This window comes from Chitinophaga sp. G7 BAM 1005, from assembly GCF_057126945.1.
The window spans coordinates 7,322,160-7,347,942 of the sequence record NZ_CP181478.1 but is presented as its reverse complement, the minus strand read 5'-3'; the positions used below and the strand labels follow the sequence as shown (position 1 = coordinate 7,347,942).

At 45.1% G+C, this 25,783-nt stretch carries 16 protein-coding genes; 4 read left to right on the top strand and 12 right to left on the bottom strand.

The window, feature by feature from the left end:
* Positions 1-1,383 (bottom strand): aldehyde dehydrogenase, encoded by a 1,383-nt coding sequence (locus tag ACMXI2_RS29760; RefSeq protein ID WP_483779494.1) that lies wholly within the window; start codon positions 1,381-1,383, stop codon positions 1-3.
* A 104-nt stretch (positions 1,384-1,487) separates the two neighbouring features.
* Between ACMXI2_RS29760 and gatB the strand changes: the two genes are divergently transcribed.
* Positions 1,488-2,939: an Asp-tRNA(Asn)/Glu-tRNA(Gln) amidotransferase subunit GatB gene (gatB, locus tag ACMXI2_RS29755; protein ID WP_483779493.1), complete on the top strand. Its 1,452-nt coding sequence runs from the start codon at positions 1,488-1,490 to the stop codon at positions 2,937-2,939.
* Positions 2,940-3,007: 68 nt separating this feature from the next.
* On the top strand, positions 3,008-4,159 hold the full coding sequence (locus ACMXI2_RS29750; RefSeq protein WP_483779492.1) for a redoxin domain-containing protein: 1,152 nt from the start codon (positions 3,008-3,010) through the stop codon (positions 4,157-4,159).
* Positions 4,160-4,734: 575 nt separating this feature from the next.
* On the opposite strand, the gene ACMXI2_RS29745 is transcribed toward ACMXI2_RS29750, so the two are convergent.
* The 6 genes from ACMXI2_RS29745 to ACMXI2_RS29720 all read right to left on the bottom strand — a co-directional run bounded on the left by ACMXI2_RS29745 (position 4,735) and on the right by ACMXI2_RS29720 (position 18,303).
* Positions 4,735-6,150, bottom strand: a complete 1,416-nt coding sequence (locus tag ACMXI2_RS29745) for a SusD/RagB family nutrient-binding outer membrane lipoprotein (protein WP_483779491.1) — start codon at positions 6,148-6,150, stop codon at positions 4,735-4,737.
* An 11-nt stretch (positions 6,151-6,161) separates the two neighbouring features.
* On the bottom strand, positions 6,162-9,242 hold the full coding sequence (locus tag ACMXI2_RS29740) for a SusC/RagA family TonB-linked outer membrane protein (protein ID WP_483779490.1): 3,081 nt from the start codon (positions 9,240-9,242) through the stop codon (positions 6,162-6,164).
* Between the two features lie 695 nt (positions 9,243-9,937).
* On the bottom strand, positions 9,938-11,350 hold the full coding sequence (locus ACMXI2_RS29735) for a RagB/SusD family nutrient uptake outer membrane protein (RefSeq protein WP_483779489.1): 1,413 nt from the start codon (positions 11,348-11,350) through the stop codon (positions 9,938-9,940).
* A gap of 29 nt (positions 11,351-11,379) precedes the next feature.
* The gene (locus ACMXI2_RS29730; protein WP_483779488.1) at positions 11,380-14,472 is read right to left on the bottom strand and encodes a SusC/RagA family TonB-linked outer membrane protein; all 3,093 of its coding nucleotides are present in this window, start codon (positions 14,470-14,472) and stop codon (positions 11,380-11,382) included.
* Positions 14,473-14,951: 479 nt separating this feature from the next.
* The gene (locus ACMXI2_RS29725; protein ID WP_079469883.1) at positions 14,952-15,641 is read right to left on the bottom strand and encodes a hypothetical protein; all 690 of its coding nucleotides are present in this window, start codon (positions 15,639-15,641) and stop codon (positions 14,952-14,954) included.
* A 253-nt stretch (positions 15,642-15,894) separates the two neighbouring features.
* Entirely contained in the window at positions 15,895-18,303 is a 2,409-nt protein-coding gene (locus ACMXI2_RS29720) for an efflux RND transporter permease subunit (RefSeq protein ID WP_483779487.1), read from the bottom strand.
* Between the two features lie 190 nt (positions 18,304-18,493).
* Here ACMXI2_RS29720 and recO point away from each other — a divergent pair, with 190 nt between their 5' ends.
* A complete protein-coding gene (gene recO, locus ACMXI2_RS29715) occupies positions 18,494-19,231 on the top strand; it encodes a DNA repair protein RecO (RefSeq protein WP_483779486.1) in 738 nt (245 codons plus the stop codon).
* Here recO and ACMXI2_RS29710 read toward each other — a convergent pair.
* From ACMXI2_RS29710 to rsfS, 4 genes are all read right to left on the bottom strand, one after another.
* Positions 19,203-20,027 (bottom strand): UDP-2,3-diacylglucosamine diphosphatase, encoded by an 825-nt coding sequence (locus ACMXI2_RS29710; RefSeq protein ID WP_483779485.1) that lies wholly within the window; start codon positions 20,025-20,027, stop codon positions 19,203-19,205. The two genes, recO and ACMXI2_RS29710, sit on opposite strands and share 29 nt — an antisense overlap.
* 107 nt (positions 20,028-20,134) lie before the next feature.
* Positions 20,135-20,770: a LutC/YkgG family protein gene (locus ACMXI2_RS29705; protein ID WP_483779484.1), complete on the bottom strand. Its 636-nt coding sequence runs from the start codon at positions 20,768-20,770 to the stop codon at positions 20,135-20,137.
* Between the two features lie 8 nt (positions 20,771-20,778).
* Positions 20,779-22,806, bottom strand: a complete 2,028-nt coding sequence (gene ftsH, locus ACMXI2_RS29700; protein WP_483779483.1) for an ATP-dependent zinc metalloprotease FtsH — start codon at positions 22,804-22,806, stop codon at positions 20,779-20,781.
* A 76-nt stretch (positions 22,807-22,882) separates the two neighbouring features.
* Complete coding sequence (gene rsfS, locus ACMXI2_RS29695) at positions 22,883-23,287, bottom strand: ribosome silencing factor (protein WP_483779482.1); 405 nt, start codon at positions 23,285-23,287, stop codon at positions 22,883-22,885.
* A 158-nt stretch (positions 23,288-23,445) separates the two neighbouring features.
* On the opposite strand from rsfS, the gene ACMXI2_RS29690 reads away from it, so the two are divergent.
* The gene (locus tag ACMXI2_RS29690) at positions 23,446-24,189 is read left to right on the top strand and encodes a biotin--[acetyl-CoA-carboxylase] ligase (RefSeq protein WP_483779481.1); all 744 of its coding nucleotides are present in this window, start codon (positions 23,446-23,448) and stop codon (positions 24,187-24,189) included.
* A 4-nt stretch (positions 24,190-24,193) separates the two neighbouring features.
* On the opposite strand, the gene ACMXI2_RS29685 is transcribed toward ACMXI2_RS29690, so the two are convergent.
* The gene (locus ACMXI2_RS29685; RefSeq protein WP_483779480.1) at positions 24,194-25,762 is read right to left on the bottom strand and encodes a glycosyltransferase family 39 protein; all 1,569 of its coding nucleotides are present in this window, start codon (positions 25,760-25,762) and stop codon (positions 24,194-24,196) included.
* Between the last annotated feature and the right edge of the window lie 21 nt (positions 25,763-25,783).

Here is a 25,783-nt window from a genome sequence, read left to right as displayed (position 1 = left end):
CTATTTCATTACCATCTTCATCATCTTCAGTTTATTCTTAAACGGCGGATACTTCATTGGAACATCCAGCCAGGTAGCCGTTTTCAGTATTCCCTTCTGATGGGTAAAAGTATCAAAGCTGTATTTGCCATGATACTTTCCCATCCCGCTGTACCCCGCGCCACCAAAGGGTAATTCAGGATTGGTGAGATGTACCAGCGCATTATTCACACAACCTCCGCCAAAACGCACCTGTTCTATCAGTGCCTTCTCCGTTTTCTTACTCTTTGTAAAAACATACAACGCCAGCGGATAAGGCAACTGCTTAATGGCCTCTATAGCCTGCGGCAGGCTGGTGTAAGTTAGTATGGGCAGTACAGGACCAAATATTTCGTCCTGCATCACCGGGTCCGTCCATTCCACATCTTCCAGCAGGGTAGGGGCTATATAGAGCTGTTCCCGGTTTGTTTCCCCGCCGTGCAATATATGGCCTTCGCCCAGGTAGCCGGCCACCGTATCAAATCGCCGGACATTGATAATACGGGCATAATCATCACTACGGGAGGGATCTTCCCCGAAAAATTCTGTTATCGCCGCCTTCAGCGCGGCTACCAGTTCGTCTTTCACTTTATGGTGTACCAGCAGGTAATCCGGCGCCACACAGGTTTGACCCGCATTCCAGAATTTCCCCCACACAATTCGTTTAGCCGCCACCGTTACATTCACTTTTTCGTCTACCACGCAGGGCGATTTACCACCCAATTCCAGCGTAACCGGCGTGAGATGCGGCACCGCCATTTCCAGGATCTTCTTGCCCACCGGGATACTCCCTGTGAAAAACACATGGTCGAACCGGAAGCTCATCAGGGTAGGAATCACTTCCGTTCCATCGCCCTCTACTACCGTAATATAGGCCGGATCAAAAGTATCTTTTATCAGTGCAGCGGTTACCACCGCCGTATGCGGCGCCAGCTCCGACGGTTTAATAATGGCGCAGTTACCACCGGCAATAGCTCCCAGCAAAGGACTGAGCAGCAACATAAAAGGATAATTCCAGGGGCCAATAATGAGCGTAAGCCCCAACGGCTGCTTATATACCCGGCTGCTGCTGGGATAGGTAACAAAAGGAGAGGTAACCAACTCTGGCTCCATCCACTGCTTCAACCCTTGGAGGATATAACTGATTTCTTCATACAAAAAACCTATCTCACTGCCATAAGACTCCAGCGGATGCTTGTGCAGATCAGCATACAGGGCAGCGGTAATTTTATCTTCAAACTTTTTAATCCCGTTCTTCAAACGCTTTAACTGCGTTTTACGGAAGGAATAAGAAAGTGTGGCGCCGGAATCGAAATAAGCCTGTTGCGCCTGATAAAGCTGACTTGCCTGGGCCTTGCTGATCATAGGGAAGAAATTTTGATGTGTATCTCAATTTAGGGATTTATTGGCACCAAATAGCCTGAAATCACGGTATTATTTGAATATATTTGTGGGAATCAGTACGGAAAATGAGCGATATATACAGCAAATATGAAACAGTGATCGGGCTGGAAGTGCACGCCCAGCTGCTTACCGAAAGTAAATTATTTTGCAGCGACAGCGCCGCTTTTGGCGGCGCTCCAAATACGCATATCAGTCCCATTACGATGGGACATCCGGGTACTTTACCCCGCATGAACCGCAAAGCGGCCGAATATGCTATCAAACTGGGTCTTGCCTGTCATTGTGAGATTGAAAAGGACAATTATTTTGCACGTAAGAATTACTTCTACCCGGATCTCCCAAAAGGATACCAGATATCCCAACATACGGCTCCCATCTGTAAAGGCGGCTATATTACCATTATTACAGATGCCGGCACCCGCAATGTACAGCTGAACCGCATCCACCTGGAAGAAGACGCGGGTAAACTCCTGCACGACCAGGATCCGGACAACAGCTACGTGGATTTAAACCGCGCGGGCGTTCCCCTCGTGGAAATAGTAACCGAACCAGACATGCATAACAGTGAGGAAGCATACGCCTATCTCACCGAAATGCGGCGCCTGGTGCGCTACCTCGGCGTATGCGATGGTAATATGGAAGAAGGCAGCATGCGCTGCGACGCCAATATTTCAGTTCGCCTGAAAGGCAGCACCACCCTGGGTACGAAGGTAGAGGTAAAAAACATGAACTCTATCCGCAACGTAAAACGGGCCATCGATAATGAAGTAAAAAGACAAATAGATCTCATAGAAGCCGGTGGCGCCCTGGTACAGGAAACACGCAGCTTTGATGCTTCCAACGGCAGCTCGTTTTCCCTGCGTTCCAAAGAAGAGGCTAACGATTACCGCTACTTCCCGGAACCAGACCTGGCCCCATTCAAGCTAACAGATGAATTCATCAACAGTGTACGGGCCACACTGCCTGCACTGCCGGAAGAACTCATCCGTAAATACACCACCGATTTTGGCCTGCCGGAATATGATGCGCGTGTTATCTGCGATGATAAATCCACTGCAGACTATTACGAAAGTTTAATTGCCGTTACCTCGCAATATAAAGCCGCTGCCAACTGGATGCTGGGCCCCGTTAAATCCTGGCTGAATGAGCACTCGGCAGAAATCAATCATTTCCCGGTAACGCCACAGGCACTGGCAGCGTTAATTACGCTTACAGATGCGGGAAAAGTCAGCTTCTCCATCGCCTCTTCCCGTATACTGCCGGAAATGATCCAGGCGCCCGCAGATCATCCGATGGATATAGCTACCCGCCTGAATTTATTACAGGATAACAACGCCGACAACATTTCTCCCATTATTGATGAAGTGCTGGCAAAATATCCGGATAAAGTAGCAGCCTTTAAAAGTGGTAAAAAAGGGCTGATGTCGCTGTTCGTGGGAGAGGTAATGAAATTATCCAAAGGCAAGGCTGATCCGCGGCTCACCAACGAATTGCTGGCTGAGAAGTTGAAAGGCTAAAGCAGCATTGGAAATATTTATCCTATATTGAGTGGCATCCGTCAGATGAATGTTCAAAAAATAGTAGCATGAAAAAATACTTATTATGGATTTCCGCCGCCGCTTTCCTCGCAGGATGCGCCGGACAAACGGAAAAAGGTGAATTTAAAATAGAAGGACACCTGAGCAACCTACCATTAGGTTCTGTATTACTGGAAGAACTTACACTGGACAATGTGAAAGTGGTGGATTCTACCAATGTAAAAGATGCCAGTGGCAAATTCACGCTGAAAGGAATGGTAGCCGAACAGGGACTATACCGCGTACGTTTTGAAAACGGCAAATTTATATTGCTTGCCCTCGATGCCGGCGATATGAAAATAGATGGAGATATAGATAAACTGGAAGATGTAAAGATCAGCGGTTCTGAGCCAACTGCCGAACTGCAACAGTTTATGAGCGATATCAGCAAACAGTCTATCGCACTCACAGAAGAAATGCGTAGCCTGGATAGTCTCCACGCCGTGTTGCCTGACAGTGCATTCCAACCCAAAGTAGCTGCCTTTCAGAAAAAAGAAAAAGAGTTTGAAAACGGCTTTTTCCTGATGGCAGATAAAACAAAAAATCCGGCCACCGCAGTATTTGCGATCAGCCAGGTGAGGAACGGAGAAGAGATTGTTGCACACAAACAGGTGATCACCAATCTTGCTACCCGTTTTCCCAAAAACACTTTGGTAAAAAGCATGACAGATAAGATCCTGGAACTGGAGAAGAATCAGGGCTCCGGCGGCGATGCAGCCGGTGGAGAAGAACCATCTGCTATAAAAGTAGGCCAGGTAGCTCCCGACTTCACCCTTCCCGATCCATCCGGCAAAATGATCAGTCTCAGTTCTTTCCGCGGTAAATTTGTACTGGTGGATTTCTGGGCCAGCTGGTGCGGTCCATGCCGCCAGGAAAACCCGAACGTGGTGAAAGCTTATCAGCAATACAAAGGAAAAAACTTTACCATCCTCGGCGTATCGCTGGATAAAACAAAAGATAAATGGCAGGAAGCCATTAAAGCAGACGGACTGGTATGGAGCCATGTAAGTGATCTCAAATTCTGGGATTCTTCCGTAGTGCCTTTGTATGGTCTTAATGCTATTCCAACCAATTTCCTGCTGGACCCGCAGGGAAAAGTAATTGCCTCCAACCTGAGAGGACCTGCGCTGGAAGCGAAGCTGCAGGAAGTGCTGAAATAATATAATCATCTACATAAAAAAAACTCACCGGCATTACACCGGTGAGTTTTTTTGTTATTATAGGTTAAGGCAAGGTTAGATCCATCTTTGGAGTCTGTCACCTTACCTGTGATGACCCTGGTTTGGCCAAGCGCCCGCAGCGCAGTAATAGCCGCAAATAACCAGAGAAACAATCCTTTCTTCATAAGCGATTTTGATTTGAAAAAATAAATGTAATACAGACATGTCCAGGCATAACATGGCCATTTAGCATAAGTGCTATTGATATATAACAGTAAAGACTAAACGAAATAACAATATTGCCTTTGCTGCAAATTTTGCAAAGTACAATTCTACATAAGCAATCCTAATATTATAAAAACAAGTGAACAAGAGTACAGCAGTGGCGCGCCACTGAATAATCAGATAATTTTACACAGATTGTCATAAACGGGTTATCCCGTTTTCTGTAATCACAGAAAAACATTTCAAGTAAAAAATAACATTCTAGAGGTAGATGATGATCAGCATAAAAAAAAGCGATTGTCTCTTTGTAGAGACAACCGCTTTCTATTATTAGTTAAATGAAATACTGATTATTGTTTGGTATCCCACCAAACGCGATCGGTAAGTTTGCCTGGTTGTTCCGGCTGTGCGTTTGTTTCATTCTCTGAAGCTGGATACACCCATCTGCGTGGGATGGTAGTGATACCCTGGTATGCATTCTGCACAACAGTGAGCTTAGGGAAATTAGTTCTGCGCCAGTCGTTGTATGATTCAAGAGACAGGTAATTAGAAATATATTTCTGTGTCATGATCACCTCGTAAGCGTTGGCAGCAGTGAGTGTGCATTTAGCAGTAATATAAGTTTGAACCGCGGCGCTGGCCGGATTTAATCCGCATCTTTCCATATGCGCTTCCACTGCACTTTTCAGAACAGGTTGAGCAGCTGCAAAACCCGCGGTCAGGAAAGTAGCTTCTGCTTTAATAAACAGTTGCTCGTCGTAAGTAGCTAAAAATACGGATTGATCAGCAGCAGCAAAAAACTTACCGACGCCTGAAAGTGAATCAATATTAATCTGATCATCGCCTATTATTCTGCCTCTGTAACCAGTGCCTTTTTTAACCGGATCTACCATTACTGGTAACCTGGGATCATTTGTTGATTGCAATAACGTAAGGAAAGTAGATGATACCGCTACGCTACCCCATTTATCAGTAAACTGGTTCCAGGGGGCTTCTGATCCGGACTTGGTACCAAAGGTCACACCAGGATTAAAACTGGCATCAGGAAAAGCCTTTGTCAATGCTGTTAAGGCAGCTTGTGCCTGGGTGGCAGCTACTTTACCAGGTGCATATGTTAAACGAAGCGCAAAACGTGCTTTCAGTAAATAAGCAAACGCAGTCCATTTTTCAGGATCGGAACCATAAATCAGATCTTTATCACCAACTGATCCGGAAGCATCTTCCTGTGCCAGCAGTGCGATGGCATCATCCAGTAAAGTATTAATGCTGGTGTAAATGCTTTCCTGCGTATCATACTTTGGCTTTAAATTTCCAAAGCCGGTAAAGCCCTGTGAATAAGGTACTGCATTCCACAAGTCGGTAGCAACAGCTATGTTATAAGCCATTAATACTTTTCCCATACCAGCGGCATGCGGATGGCTTGCCGTGGCAGCCTGGTCCTGCAGGATCTTCAGGTTATTCAGGACCTGGGGATACAAGTCAAAAGCCCAGGTATTATCTACATCAGAAGCTGTTACCTTATAAGTATCCCATTCTGGTGCGGGTTGATCATAACCCAGTTGCTGCGTCCAGAAAGCGGCAGTTCTGGCAGGATAACCACCCGCAATATTAAATGCAGTGGTTAATTCAGCGCCTCCCACCAACAAGGCATCAGTTACGTTCGTGGCTGCAGCCGGGTCATTATTTACATCCAGGAATTTTTTACATCCTGAACCCCCTAACATTACACTTCCCGCTATAATGGATATAATTATCTTCTTGTTCATCATTACTCAGTTTAGAAAGTTAACTTCAAAGTTGCATTGTAAGATCTGGTGCTTGGTGAAACGTAATGGTAAAAACCACCGGAGTTACTACCTGCTCCATAAGTGCTCAATTCAGGATCTGAACCGGTAAAGTGTGGGGTATAAATCCACAGGTTACGACCGGCAACAGAAAATACTGCAGCTTTAAATGGAGTACGTTTTAACAACTTCGGACTAAAATTATAGGCCAGTGTAACATTTCTCAGCTTTACAAACGTTGCATCCTGGATCAGGTTTTCATAAGTATCACCCCATGCCTGCCAGTAAGCCTGATCAGTTTTAATGGATTTGGTGTTTTGTTTACCATCGCTGGTTACACCGTCATACACCATTGATCCGTCGCGGCTGCTGGTCAGACCACTGGTACCGTAAAAGGTCATGTAGTATTCATCAAAGTTGATCACCTGACCACCAAAACGGCCGTCGAAAGTAAACGACAGGTTGATACCTTTATAAGATACGCTGTTGGTTACACCACCAATCCATCTTGGCTGGGTATTACCAATATCGAAAGATGTTCCATCATCCTGCATAGGATAACCATCATCATCGATCAGCAGTTTACCCTGGTCGTTTCTCATGTAACGTGATCCTCTGATGGTACCAAAAGGCTGACCGGCTACCAGGTACACACCCGGAGTAGTGAAACCACCTATCTGGATAGAAGTCACACCTTCTGTCAGCTCGTTGATCATGGCTTTGTTCCTGGAGTAGTTAGCAGAAATATTCCAGTTGAAATCTTTACCCCTGATTGGGTTAGCATTTAAAGTTACTTCCAAACCTTTGTTGGTGATCTTACCGGCATTGATTACAGCCTGGGTATAACCAGAACCAGCAGATACGGCCGTCTGGAATATCAGGTCAGTACTAACCTTGTTATAATAACTTGCTTCCAGCCCAATACGGTTATCTAACCATTTTGTTTCCAGCCCAACTTCAAATTCTTTGATTTTTTCCGGTTTCAGCTCAGGATTACCCAACACGTTGCTCTTGGAAAAACCATTTACACCATTGAAAGGAAGTTCCAGTGAACCACGAAGACCATCACCCACTACGGTTTTCTTGAAAGGCGTTGCTACCTTGTAAGGAGGTGCGTCGTTACCAATGGCGGTGTAGGCCACCCTTACTTTACCAAATGATAATACTTTGCTGTCTTTTAATCCTTCCAGTTCAGAGAATACAAATGCACCGGTAACAGAAGGGTAGAAGTAGGAATTATTCTTAACCGGCATGGAAGATGACCAATCATTTCTACCGGTTACAGTTAATGATAGCATGCGGTTGTATTCCAGGATTGCCTGGCCGTAAACACTCACCCTTCTTCTGTCGTAGAAGGTTTTGGTAGATGTTACAGACTCCGCACTGGTAATATCATAGAAACCAGGTACAGCTAACCCTATACCTTTTGAAAACTGGTCGGTATAGTGTTCAGAAATGATATTATTACCAACCATTACTGTCAGATCGAATTTATTAAATTCTTTCCGGGCGGTAGCGTAGAAATCATGGTTGATCTGTTTATTGTTAATGATTTCATTGTACATACGACCATCCTGGAATGTACCAAATGAACCAATTGCTTCGTGAAATATACGTTCATCTGTATAAATATCCGCGCCTATTCTTTCTGTTAATGTCAGCCAGTTTAATGGAGTATATACCAGGCTGAAGTTAGGGATGAAGCGGGATACATTCAGTTGAAGTCCGGTGTTTGCGGCTGTCCAGAATGGGTTATTAGCACTAACCTTATACATATTCTGTGACTTATCTACCGGGTTCTCATATGGTAACAGGTTGTAACTTACCGGCGCGTTGTAGAGGTTAGCCAGGTAGGAAGTACCACCACTACCATTACCTTCCAATAAACGATCGTTACGTGAATCTATATAGCTGATACCGGTAGTTGCGGTTAATTTATCAGTAAGGCGGGTAGAGAAATTTGCGTAAAAGGAATTACGATAAAAATCAGTGCCGGGAGCCACACCTTCCTGTCTTAAAGAAGAGAAAGACATCAGGTAATTTGACTTATCTGTAGATCCATTCAGGCTGATGTTATTATCCCAGGTGGTACCTGTTTTAAAGAACGCATCACGAGGATCATACTTAACAGCAGGTTTACCGTCTACCTTTAAGGTATCCATTTTAGCGCCCCAGGAACGGGAAGTAGGATTGGTTCTTCCATCCCAGAATACTCCGTTGTTACCTTGTGACCAACCAGTCTGGAATTCAGGCAGCACCACTTTATCAAAATTCACACTGGAACCTACTGACAGGCTGAAAGCTTTACCTTTTAACCCGGCGCCGGTCTTAGTAGTAATAATGATAGCACCGCCAGCTGCCCTGGAACCATACAATGCCGTCGCAGAAGCGCCACGGAGAATATTTACTGATTCAATAATATTCGGGTCAATGTCGATACCCCTGTTAGGTGTAGTACCACCCGCCAGTACCGGATCATCGTCAGAATCACCGGCTCCGATCTGATCATTGTTGATCGGGTTACCATCCACCACAAACAGTGGCTGGTTATTACCGGTTAAAGAAGCAGCACCACGGATAACGATACGGGTACCACCACCCGGAATACCGGAAGTGTTATTAATTTGTACACCGGCAATTTTACCCTGCATACCATTCAGGAAGTTTACTTCCTTGGATTGCACGATATCATCCCCTTTTACTTCCTGGGTGGTATAACCCAGGGTGCGTTTTTCGCGTTTAATACCCAGCGCGGTAACTACTACCTCACTAAGATCTTTATTGTCGGCGCCAAGTGCCACATTGATAGTGCCTTCGGCTCCAACCGGTACTTCTTTAGACGCATAACCAATAAAAGAAAAAACAAGCACGGAACCCGCGGGAGCTTCGAGTTTGTAAGAGCCATCGTTGGAGGTTAGGGAACCTTTACCTGTACCTTTAATTCCGACAGATACACCAGGGAGTCCGGAGCCGTCTTTTGCATCCGTAACCTTGCCGCTGATTAATTTTGTTTGTGCATAGGCTTGCACAACACTGATGGCCACTAGCAACCATAAGAGTAGTCCTCTTTTCATAAGCAATTTAGATTTGAAAGATATTGTCAGTTAACTAATAAAAATGGGGGTGCTGTACTCATTTATCCCAAAGGTTAATTCCGTAAATCCTTTTCCTCATAACCCATCGTTCCTTATTCGTATTTTTCTCAAAGCAAATTCCAGTTTCTCTCCTCTATTTTCTTCCTAAACTATATCAGAAACTGTTTCCGGTATAGATTTGAAATGGCGGTTAAATCCACACAAGCACCAATTAATTAAGATTTTGTTCTTTAGATTCTGTTTTAGATTCTGATACGTATTTGTTAAATATTGTTTAAATTCTAGTGCAATATAGGAAATTTAAAAAATACTAGTGCAAAACCGGCTTTTTTTTAAATACATGTTCCGGAATATATCCCAACAGCCATCTTCACCCGAAAATCTTATTCATAAATTAATAATTAACTTAAATATAATATATAGTTAATTATTTTTCAATTATATTTTTCTTTCAGAAGCGCCCCACCAGAAACCGGCCGGTTATTGTATAGTAATATATACGCTATCTGTCTGATCATATACATATCGCAATGCTTCCCGCAGCCAGAGCCTGTTTCGCCTGATCCGTCCTGAAATAAATCATTTGAGAATTATTCCGTTCTTTTTTTTCTTATCCAGTGGCCATTTGCCCAAATAAAAAAGTGCCTCCCTACGGAAGCACCTTTCAAACAATATTAATTGGTATAACCCGGGTTCTGTACCATATTCGGATTTGCATCCATCTCGGCCTGCGGAATAGGGAAAGCTACGCGGAAATCATTCGCCTCCGTAACCCTTGTGCTCAGTGCGTTGGCATCTCTGATATTACGCTGTCCATTCTTACGGAACAGATCAGACATACCCAAACCTTCACCCACCAGCTCCAGCCTTCTCTGCTTAATAATTTCAGCTTTGATATTGGCTACTTCGGTAAACGGATCCAGCCCGCGTTTAGCTCTCAGCATATTCACATCATCCGTTGCTTTCTGCAGGTTACCCAACTCAGCATAAGCTTCTGCGCGATTCAGCAACACTTCACTAATTCTCAGGATCTTTACGTTTACAAGCCCCACCTGTCCTGTGGCTTCATTGCCTGAAAATTTCATCAGGTAGTTACTGCCATCAAGATTCTGAACCAGTTCATTACGAACATCCTTTGGGTCCAGCAATTCCATAAAACCATCTGTGAGCCTGATGTCTCCATACCCACCTAATTTAGCAGGTACATACATATAACCGAAGTTATTGGCGCCGGCGCCATCTGGTGTCAGAAAACGCAGGGAAAAGATTTCTTCTGAACCGGCAGCATCCAGGTTGAATGCTTTCGGCACTTCAGACGCTTCATATAAAGGGTACTTCCCGATCAGTTTATCTGCTTCGTCAATAGCCAGCTGCCAGTCGCCCTTGTATAGGTAAGCACGGCTCAGCAATGCAGTTGCCGCATCCTTAGTAGCATTAAACACATTTGCGTTTCTGTTTTCAGATTTACCCGCAGGAGCAGTTTGCTGCGCCACTTTCAGATCGCTGATAATAGCCGCATAGGTTTCTGCCAGCGTACTGCGACCAGGTTTATAATCTGCTGGAGCATCCACTGCTTTTGTTACCAGTGTAATACCGGTACTAGGCTCATTGATTTTTGCCGCTACGTTGGTATAAGGTCTTGTGTACCTCCTGGCCAGATCGAAATTGGCCAGCGCACGCAGAAAATAAGCTTCTCCACGGATGGCACTTGTTTTTTCAGTTTCAGGCATTTTATCAATCAGTACATTCGCCTGGTTTACCACTCTGTATGCATTCAGGAATGTATTGGTTTGCGGCGCCAGCAACGGTGTATAATTCAACTGGAATTCTGTAATAAACCTGTTGGAGTTCTGAGAAGTAATCTTCATATCATTAGCACCCAGGTCAGACACGATCATGAAGTCGCGGCCATAGTATTCCAGCGTCTGCATGCGCTCATACATTCCGTTTGCAAGAATACGTGCGTTCCCTTCATTTACTGCATCCCCTTCATTCAATGAGGACTGCGGATTCTGATCCAGCTTGGAGCAGGCTGAAAACAAACCAGCCGTAGCCAATGCTAATATGGAGAGTTTTGTATATTTCATAATTAACTTAAATTTTTGATGTTACTTCATTACAGTCCCACGCTGATACCAAACGTGATCACTCTTGAAGTAGGATAACGGTAAAAATCAGTTCCCGCATTTGTAGTGGCCGGAGATGCAGTGCTGGTCGGAGAAGTCGGGTTGGTGCTCATATCCGGATCCCATCCTTTATATCCTGTCAGCGTGAATAAGTTTTCTGCCTGCGCATACACTCTCAGTCCCTGCATTTTCAATCTGCTCAAAGTACTTTTTGGAAGATTGTAACCCAATGAAAGGTTTCTCAGCCGCACATAGGAGATATCTTCCAGGTAACGGGTAGAGGAAGCATTGGAGTTGGTACCATTACCCCAGATAACTTTAGGTCTGTCGGCAATATCGCCTGGTTTTTCCCAGTGGCTGCCGGCATCTTTTGCCTGGTTTCCGGTGGTATTGTTACCATCGCTTTCCAGGAAGGAACGGTTATAGTTGTAAGCTTTATTTCCTGCGCTGAAGGTGATGAATACAGACAGGTCGAATTCCTTATAGGTGAATTTATTGGTGAAACCGCCCGTGATTTTAGGCAGCGCCTGGCCAACATATTTTCTAACTGCTGAATTGTAATCGGAAGTTGGTTTTCCGTCGGCGCCTTCCCAGGTAGCAGCACCGGTAGCAGGATCAACACCTGTCCAAACCGGCATATACCAGGAACCAAATGGCATACCCACTTCAATCCGCTGACGGGAACCCGCCGGAATAAACTGCTGACCACCCAGAGACAGTATCCTGTTTTTCAGGGTAGCAAAGTTCAAATCTGAAGTCCACTGGAAGTTCCTGGTAGACACCGGGATACCACCCACTGTTACTTCAAAACCCTGGTTCAGCATCTTACCCACGTTCATCGTCATTACATCAAAACCGCTGGTCATAGATAATGGCAGCTGCATCAGCAATGCGGAAGAGCGTTTGTCGTAATATCCAACGCTACCGTATAAACGTTTTTTCAGTACACTGATATCCAATCCCACATCATACAGGTTTTGTTTTTCCCAGCTCAGCGCCATGTTGCCTGGTTGCTTCAGATAAGCAACTGATCCGCCATCATAAGCGCCTACGAGGCTATACAGGGGTTGATAAGGATAATCTCCCAAACCTTCTGCATTACCCATAATACCATAGCTGGAACGCAGTTTCAGATCGTTCAGCCAGGAGATGTTTTTTGTAAATTCTTCTTCTGTAATACGCCATGCAGCACCAACAGAGTAGAAATTACCATAGCGGTTGTCTTTAGGGAAACGGGAAGAACCGTCTCTTCTGAAACTACCACTTAAGAAGTACTTTGATTTATAGTCATAATCTGCTTTCGCCAGTAAGCCCTGGAAAGCGTAAGATGTTTCATCACCGGCCATGTCAAAGTACTGGGAACCCGCGTCCGGCACCTGTGCCTGACCATTGGGGAAACCATTCTTTGCGCCATAGTTCCACACACGGTTCTGGAAGGAATATTCGTTACCTGCCAGTAAACGGAAACTGTGATCTTTACCAAGATTGAAATTGTAAGTCAGTAATTGCTGGGTAGTGTACAACGCCATGTTGGTATTCACATTATACAGATAACCACCATAATTGCGTCCATCATAGGAATCCGGAGATGTCCATTGCTTTTCGCGGATGTTGGTCAACTCTGCATTACCTTTTACTACAAAACGTAACCCGTCAATAATGTTATAGCCCAATGCAGCATTAAAAACGGTTTGGGTATTATTGCTTCTGTTATAGTTGCTGTTTACAGTGCTCACGAAGTTACCACCACGTAATACCGGGCGGTAAGAGGAGGGAATATCCGCAAAACCAGCCCAGGACGTGGTACCTGGCTGACCGGCAGTATATCCGTTATAAGGATTTCCGTTCTCATCACGGGAAGGGATAAACGGAGAGTTTGCCAGCGCGCCCATCAGCGGTGAAGAGTAGGTGTTACCTGCACTAGCACTTCTCTGATCAGTATAGCTGCCGTTTACTTTTACGCTCAGGTCAAATTTTTCGTTGAACTTATGATCCACGTTCAAACGACCACTGTACCGGCTGAAATCAGAGCCAATCAGGATACCCTGCTGTTTGAAATAATCGCCGGAAGCATAGAACTGTGTTTTATCATTTCCGCCGCTGGCGTTGATCCCGTAGGATTGTGTTTTACCGGTACGGAAAGCTTCGTCCATCCAGTCGGTGTTAATATTTGTGAGACTGTTCGGACGATTAGCCAGGATCTGTTCTGCGGTGAAAAGTGGTGTACCGTCTTTTTTGGTCGCATTTTTCATAGCCTCACGCTGATACGCCAGCAGCTCAGTAGAATTCATCATATCAATTCCATGCGACAGGTTCTGGAAACCATATTTGGCATTGAAATTAATTCTGCTCACGCCTTTTTTACCGGTTTTGGTGGTAATAACCACCACACCGTTAGAACCGCGGGAACCGTACAATGCTGTGGCAGACGCATCTTTCAGGATAGTCACATTTTCAATGTCGGCAGGGTTCAGGTTAGCGATTACATCCTGGGAAGGTGTGTTCTGGGTAAAATCTCCGGAAGAAATTATTACGCCATCTACTACATACAGCGGGCTGTTGCTCGCAGAAATAGAACCGATACCACGGATACGTACTTCCGTTTTTGCACCAGGCTGACCGGAGTTAGTTGATACCGCAACACCAGGTGCGTTACCCTGCAGCATCTGGTTTACATCAGGCAATGCAACGTTGTTGATCTTTGTGCCATTGATGCTGGATGCGGCAATGGTGGAGTTGACCTTCTTTTCCACGGTGTAACCTGTTACCACTACTTCATCCAGACTTTTGGAATCTGTTTTCAGTTTTACGTTCAAAGTGGCAGCAGTACCTACCGGCACCTCTTTTGCTTCAAACCCAATAAATGATACGATCAGTGTGGCATTGGCATCCACCTGGATAGTGTAAGCCCCTTCGGGATTCGTTACGGTTCCTTTTGTGGTGCCTTTAATCTGGATGTTGGCGCCAGGAATAACTGAGCCATCTGCGGCATCAGTGACTCTCCCTGTTACTGTGCGGCTTTGCGCATAGACCTGCCCGCCCAGAAATAGCACGGACAAGAGGAGAAATAGTACTTTCCTCATAAGCATGATTTTGTTTCCTTAACCTTAAAAAATAATCCTCATTATCAAGACCCGTAAGCCTTAATTCAATTGGTTCCCGTTAAATAAGCAGTTGGTGAAATTGTGATTGGATACTTAAAGCTGGAGCAGGTAAACGGTACAATGATATTTGACCATAAATTAAACAATTGACCCCTTCTCTTGCAATTTATTCAATAAATTACAAGCAGAAGTAATCAACTTCTTCCTCATAAGCAGTTTCCTTAGCAAATTTTCAACCAGCCTCAAATATAATAATTCTTAACAAAAAGTTAAGCTTGGAAAGTTCCCGATAACATTTAGATAACCTTTTTTTAACATCTCATTAACATATAATTATCATAAATAATATATAAGGATATAAAAATGAAACAAGCGGCAAGAATACCGCCTGTGCTCATCAACCAAAATCTAAATCGAGATTAAAGTTGCCCCGCATAAATGCAGGGCGAATGTTTTTATCAGGAAAGAGTAAGTGGATATGTTTTTAACAACTCCAGCAATACCATAAAAAGATCATCATTGCGATGGTTAAACCGGTATTCACACTCTTTCAGGTGTAAATAAGCAGTGTTCCGGTTCAGCCCCTTGAACTTAGCCAGGCGATGCTTGGTTAAGCCCCAGAAAGCATCCACATCATCCATCTGATGCGTGTCGGAAGTTTGCCCCAGCCGGTATAAACGGTACTGACCGAGATCTACCAACCCGTTGAACCGGCGCAAACGTTCTGTAGCCACCTGCGTTTCCAATACGGAACGCCCGCGGGTAGCCGCATGAATCATTGACCGGCTTACGTCCGGGAGAATTTCGGTGTGTAACCTGTCTGAGGATCTGCAGATGCCGAAGATTACCGGCTTAACAATCCGGTCTACTTCCGGCTTTACCGCCACCAGCGTGTCGCTGTCGTGGTCGGAGGTAAGGTCACTTTGCCGGGGTTCGTACGTTAACACGGGAACGGGCACAGGATGCTGCGTTTCACAATATCGCGCAATCTGGTGTCGTAGCTTCTTCAGGTAGCTGTTAATAGTTACCCTGCTTACACCGCTGATATTCGCTATCTGGGTCGCAGTAAGATCATCGGCAAACAGCCGCAGGATCTCCTTAAATTTGCGCTCGGATAAATGAGCGCCCTTTAAGTACTTATTTTTCATGAACTATGTGGTTAGAATGGCGTATTAAACCTCATACTTTTTCATTATAATACCCCCCCTTTTTTTACAAGCGGCTATAAGGGTACGTGAATGCTGCCCACTAGATCATTTCAGCTTCATTTTTTGTCCATTCCAGCTAAATATTTAGCACCCACTGCGGTTTCCTGACACTAAAAAGCCACCGGGGCAAACAGAAAGCATGAAAAACACGCCCTGTCCGCCCCGGTGGCCCTGATATTAATGTCTTTATAAACTATTCCTGATCGCTGATCCCCAATTCTTTTATGTCAATATCTTCTTCCTCATCCAGCGGCTTCCACAACTCTTTCTTCTTCGCTTTCTTCAACAACGCCTTTTCCATCCACAACAGCAAAGCCGGCAAAATGGTCAGATTCGTAATCATTGCCACCACCAGTGTCAGGGAAGTGAGCCAGCCCAATGCTTTCGTGCCGCCAAATCCTGAAAAGCTGAAAATCATGAACCCGGCAAACAGGATGGCAGATGTATAAATAATACTCAACCCTGTTTCATGAATCGTTTGCTTCACCGTAGCACTGATATCTAAATCATGACGAGGCAACTCCTGTTTAAAATTAACCAGGAAACGGATCGTAACGTCAATGGCTATACCAAGCGCCACACTAAATACCAGTACCGTAGATGGTTTCAATGGAACGCCTATCCAACCCATCACACCGGCAGTAACCACCAGTGGAATCACGTTCGGAATCAATGAAATGATGAGCATCCTCCATGAACGGAACAGGTACAGCATACAAATCATAATCAACACGAAAGCGAGGATAACGCTCTCCATCAGCCCGTTAATAATGAACCGGGTACCTTCCTGGAAAATCACACTGGTACCGGTAAACGTAACCTTGTAATGCGCCGTATCAAAAATGGCGGTTACCTTAGGCTGTAACGAATCCAACAATACCGGCAGTTTCTGCGAACCAACATCTTTCATATTCACACTCAACCTGGCCACCTGCCTGGTGCTGTCCATAAAGGAAGAAACCAGTTTGGAAAAAGTAGAAGCCGGCCCGGCAGTATTCCCGCCTTTCATCCGCAGGTAAGGCGCCAGGAATCCCAGATCAAACTGATTAGGCACTGCAAAGTTGGAGCTATCTCCATTATAATATGCCTGTTTGGCAAACTTAATCCCTTCCACTACCGACAACGGACGACCGAAATCAGGTTGCGCAGCAATCAGCTGCGTCAGCTCATCCAGCTTATTCAACGTTTGCAGGTTGATCACACCATTCTTCTTTTTCGTATCCACCGCAATTTCCAGCGGCATCACCCCTTTGAAATTCGTTTCCAGGAACTTCAGATCCGTATACAATTTATCAGTATGCGGAATATCATCCAGCATATATCCTACAGATTGCAACCGCCCCATTCCTGCAATAGCAGCTATCACCAACGCAACAGTCACCCCATATACCCACGGCCGGTATTTAAACACCAGCGTGGTCAGAAAATCAAGTATAGCCCCAAAGAAACGGTTATCCAGGTAAGTAGTATGCTTGGTCTTGGGCGCAGGTAAATAACTTAAAACAGAGGGCAGGAAAATAAAAGAGATCAGGAAGATGAACATGATATTCAACCCTGCTACTACACCAAACTCTTTCAGAAGGGCACTATTGGTAAAACAGAACACGCCAAAACCAATGGCAGCCGTAAGATTGGTAAACAGGGTTACTATCCCCATCCGCTGTATCATATGCACCAATGCCCGCGTTTTATTGGCATCCTTCGCGTACTCCGTATGGTATTTACTCAGGAAGTATACACAGTTGGGAATTCCTATTACTACTATCAGCGAAGGGATAATCCCGGTAAGTAAGGTAATTTTATATCCCATCAGTACAATAGTACCCACCGACCAGATTACGCCGATAGCCACCACGATCATCGACATCAGTACGGCGCCAAATGAACGGAAAAACAGGAACAGGATCAAACCGGTTAACAGGAAAGATATTTTCAGGAACAACTTCAGCTCATCGGCTACCTTAACGGCCATAGCTGTACGAATAAGCGGCAAACCACTCAAATGTACTTCTGTATGCTGTTTCTCCTGGAAAGCATTGGCCAGCTTCGTGATTTCTTCCACTACTGCCGTACGTTTCGGGGAATTAAACACATCCTTGTTTACATAAATAGCCATGAGGTAAGCATGGGTATCCGGGTTGTATAGCAACCCCCTGTAAAAAAGAAGCGTGTTGAAAACACGGGATAAACTATCAATTACCACCTGGTTCGTCAAATCACCCTGGAAAAGTAAATTGGCTTCCAGCTTCTGCGTGCTGTCGTTCTTTACCAGGTTGATAGCCATCGGCACACTCATAATATTCTCCACTGCAAAAACATTCTTCATGTCCCTGTTCAGCTGAACATAGTCCTTGAAAAAATCTGCCTGGAAAAATTTATCCGTTTGTACGGCGAGCATAAGCACATTTCCATCTCCACCAAACTTCTTCTTGAACTCCTGGAATTCAAGAAACTTCTGGTTATCGTGAGGTATACTGGACACATACTCGTATGACATTTGTACCTTACTGGCAAAATAACCCATCACGCCGGTACCGGCAAGCAGTAGAACAAGAAGCAATAATCGATATTTTAGCACAAAGCCTGCTAAACGTTGCCACATAAGGATTCCCTTTTTAGTAATGGGCGTAAAGGTAATTAAAATAGCTATTAGCTGTTAACAGACCGCGATGAGCTGACTCCTTTTAGCTGCCAGCTGTTAGGTTTTAGCTTTTAGCCGTTCAATCCCTTCGTTTGTGTAACTTGCATCCCGGTTTCTTTCACTAAATGCTAACAGCAAAAGCCAGGAAAAATTGCTTCACAAAACACGCGGCATCGTATTACGCACGGTAAAGTATGGCGACACCAGCCTGATCGTGAGTATCTTTACTGAACTCTTCGGGGTGCAGTCGTATATTGTGAACGGCGCCCGTTCTTCCAAACCCAAAGCTGCCAAAGGAAACCTGCTGCAACCTGGTAATATCCTGGAACTGGTGGTATATCACAACGAAATCAAAAACCTCCAGCGTATTTCCGAATACAAACTGGGGTATCTGTATAACTCCGTACACCTGAATGTGGTGAAAAATACGGTAGCCCTTTACATGATAGAACTCCTGCAGAAATGCCTGAAACAACCGGAGCAACAAACCGATCTCTATTTCTTTACAGAAAATATCCTGCAGCTGCTGGACATCTCCGGTCTGCCGGTGGTGGCAAACCTGCCTTTATATTTTACGCTAAAAATGGGGGAGCACCTGGGTTTCCGGCTTAATGGAAGATTTTCTGAATATACCCCTTACCTCGATTTACAGGAAGGTACCTTCTCTGATTTGCCACCACATCATGCCAATCACCTCGACACGCACAGCAGCGAATTAACAGACCAGCTGTTTCAATGCACAGCAGTAGAGCACCTGGCGGCGATTACGATGAATAAAGAAAGACGAAGAAAATTGCTGTATGCGTACCTGGAATTTTTTCGGCTGCACTTACCCGATTTTACAGAGATGCATTCTCCACCTATTTTACATGAGATTCTGGATGCCTGATCTGCTGCCCCAGCCTGGCCGCCTTTGCTCCATCTTCTGTAAAAAACTTCAGGTCTACCTTATTCCCATCAAACACAGCATAAGAAAAATAATTCAGCCAATCACCCAGGTTGATATATCTGCTGCCATCGGATAATGGAATATCGAGGGGCAGATGCCGGTGCCCGTAGATAAAATAATCGAAATGTTCTTTTTGCAGCACTTCCTTACTGTAGATAGCCAGCCACTCATTTTCCGCTCCCAGGAAGTGTTCCAGCTCCTGCCCGGTGGCAGAACGGCTTTTACGGCTGAAATAATTGGCAAGGGCAATGCCCCATGCCGGGTGGATAGCAGAAAACATCCAGCGGCAAAACGGGTTCCTGAAAACTTTTTTCAGCATCTTATAACCGTGATCGCCGGGTCCCAAACCATCACCGTGGCCGATATAAAAACGTTTATTGCCAATGGTATAGGTTTGCGGCTCATAGTACACCGGGATATTGAGCTCTTCTTCAAAATATCCATCCATCCACATATCATGGTTACCAATGAAAATAGAGATCCCGATCCCTTTGTCGCTTAGTGCTGCCAGCTTTCCTAAAATGCGGGTATATCCTTTGGGAATAACATGTTTGTATTCAAACCAGAAATCAAAGATATCGCCTACCAGGAAAATATGCTGCGCGTCGGGTTCCACCTGCTCCAGCCATTGCAGGAGCAGCTTTTCGCGCTCCCTGCTGGCGGCAGGATTGGGAGCGCCAAGATGAAAATCGGAGGCAAAATATATTTTCTTATTGGCCGGTAATGCAATATCCATTCTTAAAATTATGAAGCTTTTAGCTTTTAACAGTTAACCTTCAGTGAAAGAAACGATACATCGCCCAGGCACTGAAAGTTAACAGCTAAAGACTAAAAGCCATTTATTTATTCGTCTACTAAAAATACGTATACTTCTTTGGGACCATGAATCCCTACTACCAGTGTTTTCTCTATATCTGCGGTACGACTGGGCCCTGTTGCAAAGGATATTGCCGATGGGATATCGTTACCGTATTTATCTTTCAGCTTATTAAGCGCATCCTTCAGGTCAAACACTAACTGGTGCGTATAGGCTACCACAATATGCACAGGCGCATATACCGGTAAGGCCCTGCCACTGGGTTGTGCGGAACTCAGCACTAATGTTCCGGTGCGGGCTACCAGGTATTCACAATCCGTGATGGCGGCATCTGCTTCGTGCATAGTGCCCTGGTTCAGCGCTGGTAATTCCTGTTGGTGAATTGTTTTCAGCAGGGCAGGAGTCTGACAAAACACATTGTGCCATTCTTTGTGTTCACAAAGCGCACGAAGGCTATCCATCAACTCACCTTTCCCTGTACAGTAAACAAACTTTCCCTGCAACCGGGTAAATTCTTCTGCAAACTTTAATTCCAGGCTCTCGTTCTCGGTTCTGAAAACAGACGAGTTGCCCTCCGAATTCGGGAAGGGCAACTGTACTGACTGACTTAACGCATTCCGTACTCTCTTCAGAATATTTTCCTTAGCAGGAGAAATCTTCATATCACTATTTACGCATTAGCTGGTGATGGAGAAGGATTGATGATATCTGACGGATGTACTCCTTCAGTAGGAGCGCCTTCTTTACCCAGCTGGTGTTCTTTGTGGGTATCGTAAGGACGTTTACCGATCAATCTTTCCAGGTCGGCCTGGTATAAAACTTCTTTTTTCAGCAGTTCTTCCGCCAGTATCTTCACCTGATCCATTTTGGATGTGAGCAGGTTTTTAGTTCTGATATAAGCGGTGGCAATCAGTTTTCTTACTTCATCATCAATCATCTTGGATGTTTCTTCTGAGTAAGGTTTGGTAAATGACTGATCGCTGTTTGGATCGTAGAAAGATACGTTACCAACTTTATCATTCATACCGTACACGGTTACCATTGCATACGCCATACGGGTAATTACCTGCAGGTCGTTTTGTGCGCCGGTGGAAATTTTACCAAAAACCAGTTCCTCTACTGCGCGGCCACCGAGGGTCATGCAGATATCATCGAGCAACTGTTCGGTGTTGTACAGGTATTGTTCCTTCGGAAGATATTGAGCATAGCCGAGCGCCGCTACACCACGGGGAACGATGGTTACTTTCACCAGCGGGTTAGCATGTTCCAGGTGCCAGCCGCAAATAGCGTGACCAGCTTCATGGTAAGCAATGACTTCTTTTTCTTCCGGAGAGATGATTTTGTTTTTCTTTTCCAGCCCACCAATTACACGATCAATCGCGTCATTAAAGTCGTCCATTTCCACCTGCGTTTTGCCTTTACGCGCAGCAATCAGTGCCGCCTCGTTACATACGTTGGCAATATCAGCGCCGGCGAAGCCTGGCGTCATGGAAGCCAGTTTTTTCACATCCAGGTTGGGAGAAGTTTTGATAGGCTTTAAATGCACTTCAAAAATAGTTTCTCTTCCGGCCAGATCCGGCTTATCGATAGAGATCTGACGATCGAAACGGCCCGGGCGCAGTAAAGCGCTGTCCAGTACATCGGGGCGGTTGGTAGCAGCCAGGATAATGATACCGCTGTCTGTTCCGAAACCATCCATTTCTACCAGTAACTGGTTCAGGGTGTTTTCACGTTCGTCGTTACTCATCATTACATTCTTGCCTCTTGCACGACCGATAGCATCAATTTCATCGATAAAGATGATACATGGTGCTTTTTCGCGGGCCTGTTTAAACAGGTCACGTACACGGCTGGCGCCCACCCCTACAAACAGTTCCACAAAGTCGGAACCCGACATAGAGAAGAAAGGCACCTGTGCTTCACCTGCCATCGCTTTTGCCAGGAGAGTTTTACCGGTACCCGGAGGGCCTACCAGCAGGGCGCCTTTGGGAATTTTACCTCCCAGGGCGGTATATTTTTTAGGATTCTTCAGGAAATCCACAATTTCCATTACCTCTACTTTCGCTTCGTCCAAACCGGCCACATCGTTGAAAGTAATATTCACACGGGTACCTTTGTCGAACAGCGTAGCTTTGGATTTACCAATATTGAAGATGCCACCGGGACCTCCACTACCACCGGCAGGGCCGCCCATTTTACGCATCAGCAATATCCACAAACCAATGATCAGGATAATGGGTAACAACAACTGGAAGATAGGTTCAAACCAGCTCTGACGCTCATCATAAGAGATCTTTACCTGGTTTTCCACCGGCACACCTTCCTGTGCTTTATCTATATCCTTTTTAAAACTTTCTTCGCTACCAATAGAAAAACGGAAGTGAGGACCGGGGTTCTCTCCGCCAAATTTACTTTTGTTAACGTCTTTAAACTTGGCCTCTTTAAGATGGTCATGTTTTATGTAGACTTCTACATATTTCTTATTTACAACAACCAGCTTATCAACATCTCCCGGTTTCAGATAATCAATCTGAAATTCCTGGAAACTGATTTCTTTGGTTGGGGATCTCAAATCAAAAAAGTTCATTGCGAGCAGGGCCACGCCAATAAAGGCATACACCCAGTATATATTGAACTTCGGTCCTTTCTTAGGTGATTTCTCTGAACCCTTGTTGAAGTTATTGCCTCCTTTTTCCATAATCTTACGCTCCTTTACGGATGTTTATTGCAATCAGAATAATATGAATAATTAAATTCTAAAACAACTGTTTTGTTCAGTCTTCTATGTGGTCCATCCTGTCCGCGTCGCTCCACATTTCTTCCAGATTATAGAACTTCCGGTTTTCGGGTTGGAAAATGTGTACTACTACATTCACATAATCAACCAGAACCCAGTTTTGAGAACCAAATCCTTCGTGTTTGTACGGTTCCTCTGAAGTATGCTTCTCCACCTCCTCTGACACATAATCAGCAATGGCTTTCACCTGGGTGCCGGAATTGGCTTCACATATTATAAAGAAATCGGCCACGGCTTCAGGAATCTGGCGTAGATCCAGGGACACGATATTCTCCCCCTTCTTATCCTGTATGGCCTTTATGATGGTGGTAAAAATTTCACTTTCTCTGGTCAGGCGTTGCTGCGCCTTCTTTCTCGTGCTCAGAACGGTTAAGGGTGCCAATAAATCTCGTTTTTGTTAAAAATAATCTTTAATTGTCAAAGTTACTAAACAAGCAGTAATATAAGATGTTTAATATCCGCCACGGGAGGCCTGAAAATGTTAATTAAATAATAAAATGAATTACTTTTCGGGCCGGATACAGACTAAAAAAGATTCATGTGATAGGACACCCGTTTTATATATTAGACGAGATAGACAGCACCAATAACTATGCCATGCAGCAGGTAAATTCCGGCCAGGTGACATCAGGCACAGCCTGGTTTACCAGCAACCAAACAGCCGGAAAAGGTACCCGCGGGAAACAATGGCTCGCTCAACCCGGAGACATCAGCGCCCTCACAATTGCCCTTCAACCGGCTATGTTACCGCTTTCAAGGCAGTTTATGCTCAGCGTGGCGGTAGCCCTGGGGACCACCGATTTCTTCACTTCCCATGCCGGCGACGAAACAATCATCAAATGGCCAAACGATATTTATTGGCGTGACAGAAAGGCAGGCGGCATCCTGATTGAGAATGTATTGCGTGGAAACATATGGCAATATGCCATTATCGGCATCGGGCTTAATATCAACCAGGCGGTTTTCCCCCCTGAGCTACCCAATGCGGTTTCCCTCCGGCAAATTACCGGCAAAACCCACCAGGCGGCAGACCTGGCCAAAGAATTATGTACTTTCCTCGATAAAAGGATCCGGCAACTACAACCCGCCAATTACGAAACCCTGCTTGCTGAATATACTTCCAGGCTATACCGCTGGCAACAACCCGGGCTATACCGCAAAGACGGGGAAATTTTTGAGGGCGTCATCCGCGATGTACTGCCGGATGGACATCTTTGCCTGGAGAAAAACGGAGAAATATTACAACTGGGCTTCGGAGAAGTGGAGTTTATTATTACGCGATAAGTAGTTATTTACGGGAATAAACACTTTGCTCTTCATGCAAAGCCTGCTTCAGCGCTGCCGGCAGTTCCGGTGAAAGGTCCGACAGCAACCAGGCGCCCGCGCCCCACAGGTATTCCCTGGACAAAGTATCTTTCATAACACCGGTTTGCTGCAACCTGCCTATCATTTTCATGTAGGCGCCTTCCGGCTTCTTACCAATTTTAACAATGTAATGGATGGTATCCATCTCCCTGAACCAGAAAACATAATCCGCATCCAGCGCATTGGCCAGCGGAATATTTCTTCCCTTGTTATAATAATTTAAAGCGCCGGCCTCCCCGTAGTTGTCGCAGATCAACAAAGTATAAGGCTTCTCCGCTTCCGGTACCTGCTGCCAGGTTTGCCACGACATATCGGCCAGGTCACGCCAGCCCAGCATATCTGCAAAATCCTGGGGAAGGATATGATCCTGCCCGTCTTCCCAGCGCAGCAAACCCAGCGCCCGGAATTTGCCGGCCTTTTCACGGATCTGTACAGGTTTCATCACCGGGAAAATAACATTCACCAGCAACCCAAACGGCACTACTATCAGGGCCACCCAAAGTAGCCGCAGGTAACGTGTCCAGTCGTGGGTGAAAATCCGCTCCCAGTATACACTGCCAAACGCCAGTAACACCGGGTATAAACCAACAGAATAATAACTTTTTGCACGCAGGTAGGTAAACAACAGCATCGTTAATGCGTAAATACCGATAATAACCCTGTAAGTCCGGAACAACGGCGAAATAATTAACCCGATAACAGCTGCGACCACAATGAAAGCACCGCCCACAAAAAACTTCAACTGATCTCCCAGAAAAGAAATACGGCTTACATGTACCAACTGACTTTCACTCAACTCTTTCATATGATGCAACACCGGCATGCCATGCTGCATCTGCCAGGTGATATTCGGGGAAATGATCACTACGGCTATCGCCATTCCTGCATACAGGTATTTATTAAAAAATACTTTCCGGTGTGACGACAACAACAAGGCTCCCGCCATTCCGAGTACCAGGAAAATAATATTGTACTTGTTAAGTATCCCCACGCCGGTAACAACACCCATCCACAATAACCATTTGTTGTTTTGTGTTTGCAGAAACTGCATAAGGTACCAGAACAGCGCCGTCCAGGCCAGGATATCAAAAGAATTAGGCTGATACAGGATGTTCATGCGGGACAAGCCTGAACATAAAAATGCGAGCGCCGCCAATACCTGCGCAAACCAGCCGCCACCCAGCTTTTCCACCATCTTCCACACCAATACCATTGTGAGCGCACCATACAACGCCGGAAAAAATTTTACCCAAAAGAAATTATTGCCCAGCCATTGTATCAGTAAAGAATTGAAAGCAGTAAGCGGAGGCACCGATAAGTATCCTGCTGCGAGGTGATTGGCCATATCCAGGTGAAGGTACTCATCCCGGTGAAGCTCGTAATACGGGCTTAATACGGCATACTGGAAAACCATCTTTATAATAATAAATGATAATAACCACCATAAAGAAGTGCGGCGATAGCCTGGTTGTCCGGCAGCGGGATGTATCATATGCACTAACAAAAAATTTTA